Consider the following 17740-nt stretch of genomic DNA (forward strand, 5'->3'; position numbering starts at 1 on the left):
ACCGGCGCTACGCGACCGGCGGGCCCTCCGCGCGCGGCGGCCGCTCCGCCAGCAGCAGCCCCGCGCGCTCGGCGAGCGCCGCCACCGCGAGCGTCGTGCGGTCGCCGAGGTACGGCCCGATCAGCTGCGCCCCCACGGGCAGCCCCGTGCGACGGCCGAGCCCCACCGGCACCGCGGTCGCGGGGTTCCGCCCGATAGCCGCGAGCCGGCTCCAGTCGCCCACGAGCGACGAGGGATGCGCCTGCCCGTCCACGACGATCGTGCGCGAGGCCGCGGGCACCGTCGAGTGCTCCTGCGCGGTCGTCGGCGCGATCGGAGCGAGCACGACGTCGACACCGTCGGGCCGCCCGGCCCCGCGGAACATCGCGCTCCACCGCTCGGTGACGCCCCGCTGCCGCTCCCAGGCCCGCCAGGCGTCGCCGATGACGACGGCGGAATCGCCCGGCGCATCAGCGACCGTGTTCGCCAACTCGATCTCCTGCAGCAGCGCGAAGAACTCCAGCCCCTCGGTGCCCGCGACCGGCGGATGCTCGAGCTCCACGACCTCGCAGCCCTCCCGCTCGAGGCGGCCGGCGAAGGACTCGATGGCCTCCGCCGTCTCGGCGTCGATCGGCAGCGCCTCGTCGCGCCAGAGCGCCACCCGGATGCCGGAGAGCGTGGACACCCGGCTCGGCGGCAGCGCGAGGCGCCAGCCGGCGTCGTCGGGTGCCGCCGCACCGGCCAGCACGTCCATCAGCAGCGCCAGGTCGCGCGCCGACCGGGCGAGCGGCCCCGAGGCCGACAGCGGCGGCTCGATCAGTCCGCCGTCGGGCCAGGGCAGATGCCCGCGCTTGGAGACGGTGCCCGTGCTCGGCCGGTGCCCGAACACCCCGCACCAGGCGGCCGGGATGCGGATCGACCCGGCGAGATCGCTGCCGAGCTCACCGGCCGCGAAGCCCGCCGCCACGGAAGCCGCCGACCCTCCCGAGGAACCACCCGGCGTGCGGGCGGCGTCCCAGGGATTGACCGTGCGACCGAAGTCGTCGTTGGCCGATTGGCTGTCGGCGAGCATCAGCGGCACGTTGCTCTTGCCGAGCAGCACGGCGCCGGCGTCGCGCAGCCGGGCCACCGCCGGGGCGTCACCCGCGGCGATGCGGGAGTCGCTCAGCCGGCCCTGGCTCGTGCGCAGCCCGCGCACGTCGAAGGAGTCCTTGATCGTCATGGGCACCCCGGCGAGCGCCCCGAGAAGCTCCCCGGCCGCCCGACGACGGTCGACCTCGGCCGCCTGGGCGCGCGCGCCGTCGGCGTCGACCGTCACCAGCGCGACCAGCTCGGCATTCTCCCGCCCGATCAGGGCGAGGTGCTCGTCCACGAGCTCGACGGCCGACACCTCCCGGCGCCGGAGCGCCCCCAGCAGGTCATAGGCGTCGAGGGAGTTCAGCGGGGCATCCACCGCGCCATCCTGCCCCACCCGCATTGCGCGCGTGTTTCGGGCCCACGGCGGAGCCCTGCGGCGCAGCCCTGCGGCTCAGCCCGCGTACGCCCCCACGAGCCGCACCGCTCCGCCGTCGACACCCTTGGCGCCCTGCTCGAACCCGTCGGCCGCCGAGAACGCCCGGGTCGCGGTCGAGACCGTGCCGACCGGCCAGGTGCGGATGCCCTCCGCCTCGATCGCCCCGGCCACCGCCGACGCCGACGACGCCGCGACCACCGCGAAGAACCCGATACCGAGGTTCCAGGTGCCCTCTGCCGACTCGAGCGTCGAGCCCGCGAGCGACGACAGCACGCGGAAGACCGGCGCCGGCGACCAGGTCGACCGGTCGACCTCGACCCATGCGCCGCGCGGCAGCACGCGCGCCAGGTTCGCCGCGATGCCACCCCCGGTCACGTGCGAGAGCGAGTGGATGGCGCCCGACAGCGCCGGCTGCGCGAGCACCCGCACGAGCGGCCCCGAGTACAGCCGGGTCGGCTCGAGCAGCACCTCGCCCACGACCCCGCCGAGGTCGTCGGAGCGGTCGGTGTAGCCCAGCGAGGCGTCGGCGAGGATCTTGCGCACCAGCGAGTACCCGTTCGAGTGCAGCCCCGACGACTCCAGTGCGAGCACCACGTCCCCGTCCTGCACCCGCTCGGCCCCGAGCAGCGAGTCGGCCTCGACCGCGCCCACCGCGGCCCCGGCGACGTCGTAGTCGTCGTCGCCCATGAGCCCCGGATGCTCGGCCGTCTCTCCCCCGACGAGCGCCGTGCCGGTCTCGGCACAGGCCGCGGCGATGCCCGCGACGATCGTGGCGATGCGCTCGGGCACCACCTTGCCGCAGGCGATGTAGTCGGTCATGAACAGCGGCCGCGCACCCACGACGACGATGTCGTCGACGACCATGCCCACGAGGTCCTGACCGATGGTGTCGTGCTTGTCGAGGGCCTGCGCGATGGCGATCTTGGTGCCGACCCCGTCGGTCGAGGTGGCGAGCAGCGGATGCTCGAACTGCTTCAGTGCCGACACGTCGAACATCCCGGCGAACCCGCCCACTCCGCCCAGCACCTCGGGGCCGTGGGTGCGCTGCACCGCCGCCTTCATCAGCTCGACCGCGCGGTCGCCCGCCTCGGTGTCGACTCCGGCGGCGGCGTAACTGTTGCTCATGCGCTCATTCTCCCAGTCCGGGCGCCGCGATCAGAAACCGCAGGCAGCGAGCTCCTGCACCGCGGGCTTCAGCGCGGTGGTGCCGCCGAGCAGCACCACGTCGGTGGCACCGAGATCGGCGATGCCCTCGAGCACCCCGCGCGGCACGCAGTCGCCGGGCACCACGTACAGCGGCGCGTCGCGGAGACCCGCGAGCACGCCTCCCGCCAGGGCGTCGGGGAAGTTCAGTCCGGTCGCGAGGTAGACCGTGTCGGCCGAGTCGAAGGCGTCGGCGTTCAGCGCGATCGACGTCGCGTAGCGGTCGTCGCCGCTGACCCGGGAGACGGCGGCCGGCACTCCCGTGCCGAGCGAGTCGGCCACCCCCTGCGAGACGCTGAAGGGGCCGCCCGCGACGGTGAGCGAGCCGCTCTTCAGGCCTCGGAAGAGGTCGAGGGTGGGCGCATCCGCCGTCGCCGCCGGGCCGTTCACGAGCACGACCGGCTCGCCCTTCGAGCCCGCGGCGCCGCCGGCCGAGAGGGCGTCGGCGAAGCCTCCGCCGGTGGCGACGTAGGCGTGGGGCTCGGTCGTGAAGGCGTCGGCCACGACGGCGCGGCTCGCCTCGTAGCGGTCGGCTCCGGCCAGACGGTCGATCCGGGCATCCGGAACCAGCTGGGCGAGCGTCGAGCGCACCGAGTCGCGCACCGAGTCGGTGCCGCCGACGACGACGATGCGCGCGGGCTTCAGCGCGGCGATCTTCGCCGCCACGACGTCGGGAACGGCATCGGGGAGCACCGGCAGCAGCGGGCCGCCCTGCGCGACGGCGGCGGGGCCGGCGCTCAGCGCATCCGGGTAGTTGGTGCCCGTCGCCACGTAGACCACGGGCGCGGTGCCCGGGAAGGCCTCGTCGGCGACGGCCACCGCCACGTCGAACCGGGTGGCGCCGTCGAGGCGGCTGACGGCCGGGCGGTCGGCGACGAGCACGGTGCCGGTGACCGTCTTCGAGCGCTGGATGCCCTCGCCGTAGCTCGCGAAGAGGCTGACGCTGTGGCTGCCGGCGCCGATGCCCGCCGCATCGGGGATCGACCAGCGCCCGTCGGCGCCGACCGGGACGAGCGTCTCGGGGCCGCCGTCCACCGAGAGGTGCACCGTGTGACGGAGGCCGCCGCCCGGCACCGTGCCGGCCGCCGCCTCACCGCGGTACAGCGGCACTCCGCCGAGGAGCGCCTCGCTCACGGGAGCGGCGACGTCGACCAGGGGCTCCCACGACGTCTGCACCTCGAGGGCGTCCTCGAAGAACGGCGAGTCGATCGGGAACGAGCCGGTGGTGCGACCGCTCTCGCCGCAGCCCGTCTTGTAGTCGCCGAACGAGATGACGCCCACGGCGTAGGAACCGGCGATGACCGCTCCGCCGCTGTCGCCGCCCAGGGCGCAGATGTTCGAGAGGAAGGCGTTGACGTCGGTCGAGCCGATCTTCGAGGCGATGTCGACGGACTTGACCGTGCCGCAGGTCCAGCCGGTCTTGCGACCCGATTTGCAGATGCTCTGGCCCACGACCGCGCGGGTGTAATCGCGCACCGTCGCGCGCTCTCCCGACTCGGCCGAACCCTGGTTGCCACCCCAGCTGCCGACGGCGGGCTGCGGGGTCCAGGCCGGGGCCGTGGCGTAGAGGGCGGTGTCGTACCAGCTGCCGAACTTCAGCGAGGCCGGCAGCGGCGAACCGAGGGTGGTGCCGGCCACGGTCGGGTCCTGACCGGGTCTCGGCTGCTCGAGCGAGAACACCCGGCCGCTGTACTCGGCCCCGGGGGTGACGCAGTGCCCGGCCGTGAGGAACTGCGCGGCGCCGGTCGAGCCGTCGATGCCGTTGAAGCCGACGGAGCAGAAGTAGTCGTAGAGACCCTTGTGGTTGTAGTACCCCTGACCGCCGACGAGATCGCGGAGGAACTCGGCGTCGGGGAGGTCGGCGCTCTGGCGGCTCGGCGTGGTCTCGGTCGAACCGCCCACCTCGGCGAGCGCGCCGGCCTGCCGCGCCGCCGCCGCGTCGGACTCTGTGGGCACCGTCACGACGAGTTCGGTGCCCTCGAGCCGCGACCCGAGCACCACGGTGCCCGTCGCCTGCAGGGCGTCGACGACCTCGGACGCGGTGGCCGCCGCGTCGGCCTGCGCGTAGAACTGCTCGGGGGTGATGCCGAGGTCGCGCTCGAGGGCGGCGGCGAGCTCGGGCGGGGTGCCCGCCGCTTCGGCGCCGTAGGCCTCGAGCGGGAAGCCGCCCATCACGACGGGGCCGGGGGCGACCGGCTCGGGGCCGGGGTCGGCGAGGGCGGCGGAGGCGGGTGCTCCCAGGAGGGCGCCGGCCGCGAGGGCGAGGGCGGTCAGCGACCCGGTGACGGCGGTGCGGACGGTCATGGCTGGTGCCTCTCGTTCGACCGAGGGCGCGTGCCGCCGCCCGAGGGCGTCACGATGATCGGAGTCCCCCCGGCTCGATCCTGTTCATCGTACGTCGTCGACTCGCGCGGGTCGACCCGGCCGCCTTGCCGGGTCGGCCCGGCCGGCTCGCCAGGTCGGCCCGGGCGGCTCCCCGGGCCGACCCGGCCGCTCAGAACGCGCAGGGCGTCAGGTCGGCCACCGCCGGCTTCAGGGCGTTGTCGCCGCCCAGCAGCACGACCTCGCTCGCTCCCATCGACGTGATGCTGCCGAGCACCGCCCGCGGCACGCAGTCGGTCGGCACGACGAACAGGGGCGAGTCGCTGATGCCGGCGAGCACCCCGCCGGCCAGCGCATCCGGGAAGTTGTAGCCGGTGGCGAGGTAGACCGTGCCGGCCGTCTGGAAGGCGCCCGTGTTCAGTGCGACCGAGGTGGCGAAGCGGTCGCTGCCCGTGAAGCGGTCGACCGCGGCCGGCACGCCCGTGCGCAGCGACCCCTCGACGCCGGTCGACACCGAGTTCGGACCGCCGACGATCGACAGCGACGTGGTCTTCAGGCCGCCGAGGAGCTTCACCGTGGCGGCGTCCGCCGAGGCCGCTCCTCCGTTCACGAGCACGACCGGCTCGCCCTTCGACCCGGCCGCCCCGCCCGCGGACAGCGCGTCGGGGAAGTTGCCGCCCGTGCTGACGTAGGCGTGCGCGGCAGTGCCGAACGCGTTCTTGACCACCGCGCGGCTGACCGCGTAGCGGTCGGCTCCGGCGATCCGCTCGACGGTCGCGGTCGGCACCAGGCTCTTCAGGGTCGTCTCCACCGAGGCGTTCACGGCGTTGACCCCGCCGACGATCACGATGCGCTGCGGCTTCAGCGCGGTGAGCTTCGCGGCCACGACGTCGGGCACGCCGTCGGTGAGCACCGTCAGCAGCGGGCCGCCCTGGGTGGTCGCGGCGGGACCGGCGCTCAGCGCATCCGGGTAGTTGTAGCCCGTGGCGACGTAGACGACGGGAGCCGTCGTCGGGAAGGCGGCGTCGGCGATCGCGACGGCGACGTCGAAGCGCGTGGCGCCGCCGATGCGGGAGACGGCCGGCCGCTCGGCCACGAGGAACGAGCCCGAGACCGCGCCCGTCTGCTGGCGGCCGTCGAGGTAGCTGGTGCGCATGCTGAAGGTGTGGGTGCCCGGGGTGAGCCCGACGGTCGATGGCGCCGAGAAGACGCCCGTCTTCGACACGGGCAGGGCCTCGGCGTCGCCTCCGTCGATCGTGAGCAGCACGCTGTGGTGCGGTCCGCCGCCGGCGACCGTGCCGGTGACCGGCGATCCGGCGTACAGCGGTGCACCGCCGCCGAGCACCGGGCTCGCCGGCTTGGCCAGCTCGACCAGCGGCTGCCAGCCGGGAGCGATGTCGAAGGCGTTCTCGTAGGGCGAGTCGATCGGGAACGACCCCGTGAGCTTGCCGCTCTCGGAGCAGCTCTGCTCGAACTGACCGAGCGAGAGCACGCCGAGGGCGTTGGAACCCGACATCACGGCGCCGCCGCTGTCGCCCGGCAGCGCGCACATCGTCGAGGTGAACGCGTTGACGATCGCGCCGGTGCTCGACTCCTCCCAGTACTCGTCGACCGCGGTGACCGTGCCGCAGGTCCAGCCGCTGGTGCGGCCCGACTTGCAGATGCCCTGACCGACGACCGCCCGGGAGTAGTCGCGCACGGTGACGGGCGTGCCGGAGGTGACCGAGCCCCGGTTCAGCTTCCAGGTGCCGACGGCCGCCCGCGGGGTGAAGTTGGAGGTGTAGGTCTCGAACGCACTGACGTCGTAACCCTCACCGAACCGCGTCTCGGCGGCGATCGGATTGCCGAGCGGGTCGCCCCAGCCGGGCTCGTCCTGATCGGGCCGGTTCTGCTCCAGGAAGTTGACGTAATGACCCGACTGTCCGCAGTGGCCCGCGCTCAGGAACTCGGCCGACGACGACTCCGACAGTCCGTTGACCCCCACCGAGCAGTAGTAGACCCAGGTGCCGTCGACCCAGTAGTACCCCTGGCCGCCCACGAGGTCGCGGAGGGCGGTGCCCGACTCGACCGGCTGCGCCGACCGGACGGGCGCGGAGCCGAGCTCGGCGACGGCCCCGGTCTCGGCGACCGCGGCGGCGGCGGTCTCGTCGGCCACCGTCAGCACGAGCTGCGTGCCCTCCAGCCGCGACGCGAGCACGTCGACGCCCGAGGCCCGTAGCTCGTCGACGACCTCGACGCCCGTCGCCGCGGCATCGGCCTGCGCGTAGTACTCCGCCGGGCTGAGGCCGAGGCCGGCCTGGAGCGCGTCGGCGAGCTCCGGCGGGGTGGCCGCGGCCTGCGCCGCATAGGCCTCGGCCGAGAAGGCGCCCATCACGGTGCGCCCGGCGGGAGCGGTCGTCGTGGGCTCGGGGGTCGGCGGCTCGTCGGCCCCGGCGGCTGGGGCTCCGAGGAGCGCGCCCGCGGCGAGGGCGGAGACGGTGAACACGCCGAGCACGCCGAGGCGGCGGACACGGGGACGGGGAGCAGGACGCAGCACGCGATGCCTCTCAGTGGGGCCGAGAGCGGACGTCGCCTTCCGGGGTGTCGTCGCTGACGCTCACGAGTCCCCCGGCTCGGATCTAGCTCATCCTAGGGCGGCGGAGGCGCAGGATCCGGGCCGCGCCGGGGTCCCAGTTCGGGGGTCAGTCCTCCGACTCCAGCAGCGCCGCCGCGTCGGCGACCTGGCCGAAGAAGAGCGCCTGGTCGGCGAGCTCGGCCGGGTCGCCCGACGAGCCCTGGATCGTGATCGTGAAGGCGCGGCCGTCGGATCGCTCGAGGTACCAGGAGCCCGCCAGCACGCCGACCGAGCTGCCGCCCTTGAAGGCGATGTACGACCAGGTGTCGCCGCCGGTGAGCTCCTCGCCGAGCCCCGGGTTGATCGCGAGGATCTCGCGCACCGGCGCACCCGTCGGCGCCTTCGCCTTCTGCTGCAGCCCGCGGTGCACGGCGACGAGGTCGTCGGGGGTGGTGAACCAGTCGAGCCCCTGCTCCCAGACCGGGGTGGTGACCGCGGCCGCGTCGACGTCGAGCAGGCCGGTGGGGAGTCCGGCGAGGAGAGCCCGCCGCCCGTCCTGGTCGGCCGCCTGCCAGGCGTCGGCCGACGACGGCGTGCCCCAGCCGAGCTGGAACAGCGCGCGGGTGGTCAGCAGCGGGGTGTTCTCGGCGGGGTCGTGGTGGCCGAGCTCGGCGAACGACCTCTCGACGGCCTCCGGCCCCACCGTCGCGACGAGCAGGTCGGTGGCCGTGTTGTCGCTCTGCGAGATCATCGCGGCAGCAGCATCCTGAACCGTGATCGTCGTGCCGCTCGGCTCGAGCCGCAGATCGCCCGAGGGCAGGCTCTTGACGGCGTCGGTGAGGGTGAGCGGCGAGTCCCAGGCGAGCGTGCCGGCCGCGACCGCGTCGGCCACCGCGCCGAGCACGTAGAGCTTGAACATCGAGCCCGAGGGCTTCGACTCGTCGGCATCGGCCTGCCCCGGGCTCGTGGCCTCGAGGATGCGCTCCCCGCTCGCCACGTCGGTGACGACGAGCGTGGTGTCGGCGGCGAACCCGGCGATCGCGTCGTCGAGCTCCTGCCACGACGCCGCCGGCACCCGGTCGGCGGCCGAAGGGCTGAACAGGATGCCGTTGATCAGCTCGTCGGCGTCGAGCGAGAGCTGCAGGTCGAGCCTCTGCCCGTCGCGGTCGACGATTGTCACGAGCGCCTGGCCCTCGGCTGACTGCACCGAGGTGGGCACCCACGGGCCGGAGGCGCGGAGGCCCGTGAACACCTCGGCCAGCTGGGCGGGCGTGAGCTGCGAGGCCACGGTGGGCGACAGGCGCTCGGTCACCTGGCCCTCGATCTGGTTCGGCTCGGTCGGTTCACTGCTGATCGACTCGATCACCCAGGCGGCGTGCTCGCCGACGGCGGTGTCGGGCAGGGCGACGGGGGTGGGTGCTGCGGTGGAAGCGTACGACGAGGCCGGGCCCGTGCCCGCACCGGTGCCCGCGCCGCTCCCGGTGCAGCCCGCGAGCACGGCGGCGGTCGTGAGGGCGAGGGCGGCGAGCGCCGTTCGGGCCGGGGCGGTGCGCGGTGAGAGAGTCATGGCTCCAGCCTTTCGAGCGGGCTCCGGATGCGCATCCGGCGGCCGGGGGACCGCCCTCCCCCTGGCGGCGGAACCCGCCGCGCCGGAGCGGCGGAACCGCCCGACCAGCAGCGGCCGAACCGCCCGACCACCGGGGCCCGATCGACCGGTAGAATCGTTGCAATGTGCGGCATCGTGGGCATCGTTTCGGCTGAGCCCGTCAACCAACTCGTCTACGACTCCCTCCTGCTGCTGCAGCACCGCGGGCAGGACTCCACCGGCATCGCCACCGCCGAGGGCAGCGTCTTCCACATCGTGAAGGCGAAGGGCCAGGTGCGCGAGGCGTTCCGCACCCGCGACATGCGCTCGCTGCTCGGCACCATGGGTCTCGGCCACGTGCGCTACGCCACCCAGGGCCAGGCCTCGCAGGAGCAGGAGGCGCAGCCCTTCTACGTGAACGCGCCGTACGGCATCATCCTGGTTCACAACGGCAACCTCACGAACACCCGCGAGCTCACGAACGAGCTGTACAACATCGACCGCCGGCACCTGAACACCAGCTCCGACACCGAGGTGCTGCTGAACGTGTTCGCCAACGAGCTGCAGTCGCAGATCACCGGCCTCTCGCTCGACCCCGATCAGGTCTTCACCGCCGTCGAGCGGGTGCACGAGCGCGTCGAGGGCTCATACGCCACCATCGCGATGATCGCCGGGCACGGGCTGCTCGCGTTCCGCGACCCGTTCGGCATCCGCCCCCTCACCATCGGCAGCCGCCTGCTGCAGAGCGGTCAGATGGAGTACGTCGTCGCCTCCGAGTCGCTGGTGATGGAGAGCCTCGGCTACCAGATCGTGCGCGACGTCGAGCCCGGCGAGGCCGTGTTCATCACCCTCGACGGCGAGCTGATCTCAAAGCAGTGCGCGCCGAACGCCCGGCTCATCCCGTGCTCGTTCGAGTACGTCTACCTCGCCCGGCCCGACTCGGTGCTCTCGGGCATCTCGGTCTACGAGGCCCGGCTGCGGCTCGGCGACTACCTCGCCGACACGGTCGCCCGCTACACGCCGATGGGCGACATCGACGTGGTCATGCCCATCCCCGACTCCTCCAGGCCGGCCGCGATGCAGGTGGCCCAGAAGCTCGGCGTCGAGTACCGCGAGGGCTTCTACAAGAACCGCTACGTCGGCCGCACGTTCATCATGCCGGGCCAGGCGGCGCGCAAGAAGTCGGTGCGTCAGAAGCTGAACGCCATGTCGAGCGAGTTCAAGGGCAAGAACATCCTGATCGTCGACGACTCGATCGTGCGCGGCACCACCTCGAAGGAGATCGTCGACATGGCCCGCCAGGCCGGGGCGAACAAGGTCACCTTCGCATCGGCGGCGCCGCCCGTGCGCTACCCGCACGTCTACGGCATCAACATGCCGTCGCGGCACGAGCTCGTCGCGCACGACCGCAAGATCCCCGAGATCGCGGCGGCCATCGGCGCCGACCACCTCATCTACCAGGAGGTGGAGGACATGCGGAAGGCCATCACGCAGGGCTCACCCCTCGTGCACGACCTCGAGATGAGCTGCTTCACGGGCGAGTACGTCACGGGCACCGTCACGCCCGAGTACCTCGCGTGGGTGGAGAAGAACCAGCTCTCCTAGGCTGGGCACATGCCGACTCCTGACTTCGTCCTGTCCCTGCGCGAGAAGATCGGGCACGAGCAGCTCTGGCTCACGGGGGTGACCGCCGTGGTGCTGCGGGCGGCGTCGGGTCAGGATGCTCGCGCCGATGTGCCGGGTTCGGTGGCCGACGTGCTGCTCGTGCGGCGCAGCGACAACGGCGCCTGGACGCCGGTGACCGGCATCATCGACCCGGGCGAGGAGCCCGCGGTGGCGGGTGCGCGCGAGGTGCTCGAGGAGGCGGACGTGGTCGCCGAGCCCGTCAGCCTCGCCTGGGTGCACACGCTGCCCGAGGTCGTCTACGACAACGGCGACCGCACGCTGTACCTCGACCTCTGCTTCCTGTTCCGCTACGTGTCGGGCGAGCCGTTCCCGGCCGACGGCGAGAACACCGAGGCGGCGTGGTTCCCGCTGGACGCGCTGCCTGTCATGAGCACCGAGATGCGCGCGCGGATCGACGCGGCGGTCGCGGGCGAGGCCGCGGCCCGGTTCGAGTTCTAGGCGCGAGCTCTTCCGCCTTCTCGCACTCGCGCCGGGGCGTCGCTTGGCGCTTTCAGGCACTTCCGAAGCATCCGCCGTAATCTGGCCCATATGCCCGAAGCACCACACCGCCTCACCAGTGCGTTCCAGCGCCTGATCGACGGCACCAAGCGCCCCGTCGGCATGATGCTCGCCCTCGGCGTGGCCTCTGCCCTGCTCGTCACCGTGATGGCCGTTCCCGCGGTCGCCGTCACCGGGGTGTACGCTTCGCGCACCGCCGACGTGCTCGACACGCTGCCCGACTACATCCGGCCGTCGACGCTCGCGCAGAACTCCGAGATCTACGCCACGAACAGCGACGGCACCCAGGTGCTGCTCGCCACGGTGTTCGACCAGAACCGTCAGGAGGTGGGCTGGGACGACATCTCGCCCTACGTGAAGGACGCGGTCGTCACCACGGAGGACCCGCGCTTCTACGAGCACGCGGGCGTCGACATCGCCTCGACTCTGCGCGCGGCCCTCGGCAACGTCGCCTCGGGCGGCGTGGAGAGCGGCGCCTCGACCATCACGATGCAGTACGTGCGCAACATCCTCGTGCAGCAGGCGGAGTCGCTCGACACCAAGGCCGAGCGCGACGCCGCCTACGAGGCCGCGACCACCGAGTCGGTCGATCGCAAGCTCACCGAGATGCGCCTCGCGATCGCGCTCGAGAAGCAGTATTCGAAGAACGACATCCTGCTCGGCTACCTCAACATCGCGAACTTCGGCGGCTCGGTCTACGGCATCCAGGCCGCGGCCGAGTACTACTACGGCGTCAGCGCCAAAGACCTCTCGGTCGCGCAGGCCGCCTCGCTCGCCGCCACGGTGAACGAGCCGAACGGGCTGCGCATCGACGAGCCCGAGAACATCCCTGACAACCAGGCCCGCCGTGACGAGGACGTGCTCGCCTCGATGCTGAAGCACAAGGCGATCACGCAGCAGCAGTACGACGAGGCCATCGCCACGCCGGTCACGCCCGTGATCACCGCGCCCACCACCGGCTGCCAGGCCGCCGCCAGCGGCGCCGCCTACTTCTGCGACTACGTCACCTACATCGTTCGGAACGACGCCACCTTCGGCGACACCTCCGACGAGCGCTGGTCGAACTTCAAGCGCGGCGGCTACAAGATCTACACGACGCTGAACACCGACCTGCAGTGGAACGCCGACTCCTTGATGAAGGAGTACGTGCCGGCGTCCAGCGACGAGGCCGACCTCGGCTCGACGATCGTCACGGTCGAGCCGGGCACGGGGCGCATCCTGGCGATGGCCCAGAACACGAACTACGCCGCCGACCCCGACACCCCGGTGGCCGGTTCGACCGCCCTGAACTACAACACCGACATCGACTACGGCGGATCCTCGGGCTTCCAGGTGGGGTCGACCTACAAGGTGTTCGCGCTGGCCGAGTGGCTGAAGCAGGGGCACACCCTGTCCGACCGGGTCTCGGGCAACGAGCGCGAGTGGGATCAGTCGACCTTCCCGAACAGCTGCCAGGCCCTCGGCGGCCCGTGGGAGCCGGCGAACGACGGCAGCGCCCGCCCGGGCACCATGTCGGTGCAGAACGCGCTCACCAACTCGGTGAACAACGCCTTCATCGCCATGGCGCAGCAGCTCGACCTCTGCGCGATCAAGGCCACCGCCGAGTCCCTCGGGGTGCACCGCGCCGACGGCAACCCGCTCGACACGCAACCCTCTTCGGTTCTCGGCACCAACGAGATCGCGCCGCTGACCATGGCCGCCGCCTACGCGGCCATCGCGGCGAACGGCGTCTACTGCGCTCCGGTCGCGATCGACCGCATCGTCGGCCCCGACGGCCAGGACGTGCAGGCCCCGCAGGCCAACTGCCAGCAGACCATGGACCCGTCGATCGCCTCGACGCTCGCCTACGCCATGCTCGGGCCGATCGAAGAGGGCACCGCGGTCGCCTCGAACCCCGAGGACGGCATCACGCACATCGGCAAGACCGGCACCACCGACAACGAGAAGGACACCTGGATGGTCGGGGCCTCCACCAAGGCCGCCACGGCGGTCTGGGTCGGCAACGTGACCGGTGACGTGTCGATGACCGACGTCTACCCGAACGGCTACCTCGGCTCGACGGTGCGGCACCGCATCTGGAACGGGATGATGACGGTCAACGACGAGGTGCTCGGCGGCGACGACTTCCCCGAGCCGAACGAGGAGCTCGTGGACGGCAGCTCGGAGCGCTTCGACTCGTCGAGCTCGTCGGGTTCGTCGAACTCGGACTCGGGGTCTGGCTCGGGCACTACGCCGTCACCGTCGTCGACGTCGGCTCCCTCGGCTCCGGTCGCGCCCGCGCCTGCCGACCCGGCTCCCAGCGCGCCGGCACCGGCTCCGGCTCCCGACCCCGTGGTGCCGGCCGACCCGGTTCCGACGCCGGCTGCGACGCCGTCGCGCTGACCTGATCGGCGGCCCTGTCGGGCGGAAGTTTTCGAGCATTCATCAGGCCTTTCTGATAGAATCTCAGTATGCTTCCAGCCGATCTCCCCACCGCGAGCGGCGTCGAGTTGCTCGAGGAGATCGCCGCGAGCGAGGCCCAGTTGCGGGTGCTCCAGGCGTGGGTGATCCGGCTCGCCGGTGAGGTGGGCGTGCGGTCGCGCCCTGAGCTCGGAGACGAGGGGTTGAGTCGCTCGCAGAACTTCACGTCTCCGGTCGCGCTGCTCGCCACTGTCACCGGCGCGTCGGCGAAGGAGTGCAAGAGCCGGCTCGATCTCGGAAAGCGGCTGCGGGGCGAGATGATGCTCGGTGGGGGCGAAGGGCCCGCGCCATACCCACGCGTGGCGGATGCGCTCGACTCGGGCGAGCTGCCCATCGAGGCCGCGGCGACCATCGTTCGGCGGTGCAGAGAACTCGCCGACCGCGGATGCGCGCCCGACGTCGTCGCCGGTGCCGAGGAGACTCTCGTCGATCAGACCCTCTCCTGCCACCTCTCGGCCGATGAAACGGCGCGGATGGCGATCCACCTGCGGGAGGTGCTCGACCCCGACGGGGCGGAGCCGCGCGACCAAATACACCAACAACTCCGCTTCCTCACCATCGGTCAATCGCCGGACGGGATGATCCGCGGCACATTCGCGCTCACCCCGGAGCAGGGCGGGGTGTGGCGGTCGAGCTTCCAGGCCATGCAAAGCCCCCGCGTGACCGGCCCGCGCTTCCTCGAGGAGGGCGACTACGTCACCGCCGACGACCGCACCTCAGCGCAGAAGAACGCCGACACCATCACCGAACTCATCGCCCGCGCGGCCGGTGCCGACGACATGCCCCGAATCAACGGGGCCACCACGACCCTGAACCTCCACGTGACGCTCGCCGATCTCGAGGCCGGGCGCGGGGTCGGGTACATCGACGGGCTCGACGAGCCGGTCCCCATGTCGACCGTGGAGCAAATGCGGTGCACCTCACCGATGGCGGTCACGCTCTTCGGCGACCGGGGCGAGGTCCTCTTCCACGGCAAAACCAAGCGACTCTTCACCGCCGCCCAGAACCGGGCACTCGCCGCCCGAGACGGCGGCTGCGTGTGGCCCAACTGCGACCGACCACCCTCCTACTGCGAAACCCACCACGCCGACGAATGGGTCTCCGACGACCACCCACCAGGCAGAACCGACATCGACAACGGCGTCCTCCTCTGCCACTTCCACCACTCCCACCTCCACAAAGCAGACTGGAAACTAGTCATGCAAGGCGGAGTACCCCACCTGATCCCACCCCGATGGAACGACCCCGAACAAACCCCCATCCCAACCACACGCCGACGCACCATCACACGCCCGGCCGCCTAACAACGCGCCCACCCGCACAACCCGGCCACAATCACCGAGGGCAAGCGCAAAGCGCGCGGCAGCCCCCCAGAGCCGGACCCCCGACGCTGGCCGCCGACAGAGCTGCCGCGCGCTGACGCGCTTGCCCTCGATGGTCATGGCGAAGTTATCGAGGCGCTGGAGGACCGCCCGACGTTTGTGAGAGATTGGTCGCCATGTGTGGGTCGGATCGGATGGATACTCCCGATATCGGCGCCTCTGCCTGGCGCTGATTCCGTCGCTGCGGGTTCCGGGTCCCTGGTCCGGGTTCCGGGTTTCGGGTCCCTGGACCGGGTCCCTGGTCCGGGTTCCGGGCTCCAGGTTCTGGGCCCCTGGTTCGGGTCCCTGGTCCGGGGTCCTGGTCCGGGGTCCGGGTCCGGGTCCGGGTTCCGGGTCCGGGGTCCGGGGGCCGGTCCGGGGTCAGGGGTCACGGGTCGGGGGTCCGGGTCCGGGGCCGGGGGCCGGACCGAGGTCAGGGGTCACGGGCCACGGGTCCGGGCCGAGGTCAGGGGGCCGGGGCCGCCGTTGCCGTGGGGGCGTCGGTGAGAATGCGGACGGCCGGGCCGTAGCGGTCGAGGAGGGCGTCGATCTGCGTCTGTTCGTGGCCCTCCAGGGAGAGTTCGAGCAGGCCGTCGACGCCGCTGCCCCAGCCGACCAGGTCGATGCCGTCGAGGTCGCCCGCGTCGACGTCGGCCGTCACCGCGTCGGCCGCCGCCTGCGCGTCACGGGCCGAGACATAGGACTGCTCGAAGAGCACCTGGTCGCGCTTCATGCCCGAGACGCCGACCAGGTCGTTCTCGATCGCCGGGTCGAGTTCGGTGAGGTAGATGCGCAGCACGTTCGGGTCGCCGCGGGTGCCGCTGGCGAGCCCCGTGTAGACCTCGGGGTAGCGGCCCGGGGCGTAGCCGCGGATCGCCTGCATGCCCGCGACGAGCTCCGGGCCGATCATCGCCATGTCGTCCTCGACGTCGCCCGAGCCGTAGTCGGCGGGGTCGTAGTCACCGACGTAGGGGACGACGAACGGGGGCTCCGCGTCCGAGGGGGACGTGGTCTGCGGTGCAGAGGGAGCACCCGTCGACGGAGCGGTGGCGGCGGGAGGGGTCGCGGTGGGTGACGGAGCGCCGGCAGACGGGTCGCGCTGCCCCGCGCATCCGGAGACCGACGCCGTGAGGGCGATCGTGAGCACCAGCCCGACCGCGAGCCGATTCGAGCGGACGTTCATGTCGCCTCCCCGTGCGCCCCGCTGCCGGTGGTTACGCCGACAGCTCGGCAAGCTTCTGTTCTATGACGGTAGCAGCGTCGTCGATCAGCGCCTCGGAGATTACGACGCTGGGCAGGAAGCGGAGGACGCTGTCCCAGCTTCCGGCGTCGAGCACGATCACGCCGTTCGACGTGGCGTGGCGGATGATCGCCGCCAGCGCCTCAGGGTTCGGCTTCTTCGTGCCCGGCTGCACCAGCTCGACACCGAACATCGCGCCCTTGCCTCGCACCTCGCCGACGATCGGGAAGCGCTCCGCCCAGTCGCCGATGCGGGCGAGGAACGCGCGCTCCACGCGCTGGGCCTCGCCGATCAGGTCATCGCGCTCGATGACCTCGAAGACCTTGAGCGCCGCCGCGGTGGAGACCGGGTTGCCGCCGAAGGTGCCGCCAATGCCGCCGGGCTGCACCGCATCCATGATCTCGGCCCGGCCGGTGACCGCCGCGAGCGGGAAGCCGCCCGCGATGCCCTTGGCGCTCGTGACAAGGTCGGGCACGACGCCGTGGTGCTCGATGGAGTACCAGGCGCCCGTGCGCGCGATGCCGGCCTGGATCTCGTCGGCGACGAAGACGATGCCGTTCTCGGTGCAGAACTCGCTGAGGCGTTTGAAGTAGCCGGGCGCCGGGATGATGATGCCGCCGTCGCCCTGGATGGGCTCGACGAACAGCGCGGCGAGCTCGGTGGCGCCGATGTGGGTGACGATGTAGTCGATCGTGCGCTCGGCCGCCTCCTCACCCGTCATGCCCTCGGGGTCGCGGAAGGGGTAGCTGATGGGCACGCTGTAGATGTCACCCGGCATCGGGCCCATGCCGGCGCGCTCGGGCCAGGGGCGGTAGGTCATCGCCATGGTGAGGTTGGTGCGGCCGTGGAAGGCGTGGTCGAGGGTCGCGATGACCCGTCGGCCCGTGTACTTGCGGGCGATCTTGACCGCGTTCTCGACCGCCTCGGCACCCGAGTTCACGAGGATCGAGTGCTTCTCGAAGTCGCCAGGGGTGATCTCGGCGAGCTTCTCGGCCACCCGAAGGTAGGTTTCGTACGGCGTGACCGTGAAGAGCGTGTGGGTGAGCTTGGCGGCCTGCTCGGCGGCGGCCGCCACGACCTCCGGATGCGCGTGGCCAACGGTCGTGACACCGATGCCGCAGCCCAGGTCGATGATCTGGTTGCCGTCGACGTCGACGAGGATGGCGCCTGAACCGTGGTCCATGTAGATGTCGGCGAGGGTGCCGGCGCCCCGCGACACGGCCTTGCGGCGCCGCTCGTGCAGCTCGCGCGACTTGGGGCCGGGCAGCTCGGTGACGAGCTTGCGCTCCTGGGGAACCGTGAACGGGGTGTCGGAAGCCATGCCCCGAGCCTATGCCTC

11 protein-coding genes are annotated in these 17740 nt (G+C 72.0%); 4 read left to right on the forward strand and 7 right to left on the reverse strand.

The features are described 5' to 3' along the window. Positions 1-7: 7 nt before the first annotated feature. From NVV95_RS05420 to NVV95_RS05440, 5 genes are all read right to left on the reverse strand, one after another. Complete coding sequence (locus tag NVV95_RS05420; RefSeq protein WP_259485519.1) at positions 8-1432, reverse strand: amidase family protein; 1425 nt, start codon at positions 1430-1432, stop codon at positions 8-10. A 75-nt stretch (positions 1433-1507) separates the two neighbouring features. Continuing rightward, the gene (gene purM, locus NVV95_RS05425; protein ID WP_259485520.1) at positions 1508-2617 is read right to left on the reverse strand and encodes a phosphoribosylformylglycinamidine cyclo-ligase; all 1110 of its coding nucleotides are present in this window, start codon (positions 2615-2617) and stop codon (positions 1508-1510) included. 30 nt (positions 2618-2647) lie between these two features. Then, positions 2648-4999, reverse strand: coding sequence for a cell wall-binding repeat-containing protein (locus NVV95_RS05430; RefSeq protein WP_259485521.1), 2352 nt, complete (start codon positions 4997-4999; stop codon positions 2648-2650). 190 nt (positions 5000-5189) lie between these two features. Further along, on the reverse strand, positions 5190-7553 hold the full coding sequence (locus NVV95_RS05435; RefSeq protein ID WP_259485522.1) for a cell wall-binding repeat-containing protein: 2364 nt from the start codon (positions 7551-7553) through the stop codon (positions 5190-5192). 145 nt (positions 7554-7698) lie between these two features. Further along, positions 7699-9138: a serine hydrolase gene (locus NVV95_RS05440; RefSeq protein ID WP_259485523.1), complete on the reverse strand. Its 1440-nt coding sequence runs from the start codon at positions 9136-9138 to the stop codon at positions 7699-7701. A 162-nt stretch (positions 9139-9300) separates the two neighbouring features. Between NVV95_RS05440 and purF the strand changes: the two genes are divergently transcribed. The 4 genes from purF to NVV95_RS05460 all read left to right on the forward strand — a co-directional run bounded on the left by purF (position 9301) and on the right by NVV95_RS05460 (position 15104). After that, positions 9301-10761, forward strand: coding sequence for an amidophosphoribosyltransferase (gene purF, locus NVV95_RS05445; RefSeq protein WP_259485524.1), 1461 nt, complete (start codon positions 9301-9303; stop codon positions 10759-10761). Positions 10762-10770: 9 nt separating this feature from the next. Beyond that, on the forward strand, positions 10771-11280 hold the full coding sequence (locus tag NVV95_RS05450; protein WP_259485525.1) for an NUDIX hydrolase: 510 nt from the start codon (positions 10771-10773) through the stop codon (positions 11278-11280). A gap of 90 nt (positions 11281-11370) precedes the next feature. Continuing rightward, complete coding sequence (locus tag NVV95_RS05455; protein ID WP_259485526.1) at positions 11371-13722, forward strand: transglycosylase domain-containing protein; 2352 nt, start codon at positions 11371-11373, stop codon at positions 13720-13722. Between the two features lie 68 nt (positions 13723-13790). After that, complete coding sequence (locus NVV95_RS05460) at positions 13791-15104, forward strand: HNH endonuclease signature motif containing protein (protein ID WP_259485527.1); 1314 nt, start codon at positions 13791-13793, stop codon at positions 15102-15104. A 523-nt stretch (positions 15105-15627) separates the two neighbouring features. Here NVV95_RS05460 and NVV95_RS05465 read toward each other — a convergent pair. Together NVV95_RS05465 and NVV95_RS05470 are read right to left on the reverse strand one after the other, a co-directional pair. Continuing rightward, positions 15628-16344, reverse strand: a complete 717-nt coding sequence (locus NVV95_RS05465) for a hypothetical protein (protein WP_259485528.1) — start codon at positions 16342-16344, stop codon at positions 15628-15630. A 31-nt stretch (positions 16345-16375) separates the two neighbouring features. After that, positions 16376-17722 carry an aminotransferase class III-fold pyridoxal phosphate-dependent enzyme gene (locus NVV95_RS05470; protein WP_259485529.1) on the reverse strand — a complete coding sequence of 449 codons (1347 nt, stop codon included), beginning with the start codon at positions 17720-17722 and terminating at the stop codon, positions 16376-16378. Positions 17723-17740 lie beyond the last annotated feature (18 nt).

The sequence above is a fragment of the Herbiconiux gentiana genome, from assembly GCF_024978135.1.
GTDB lineage: Bacteria > Actinomycetota > Actinomycetes > Actinomycetales > Microbacteriaceae > Herbiconiux > Herbiconiux gentiana.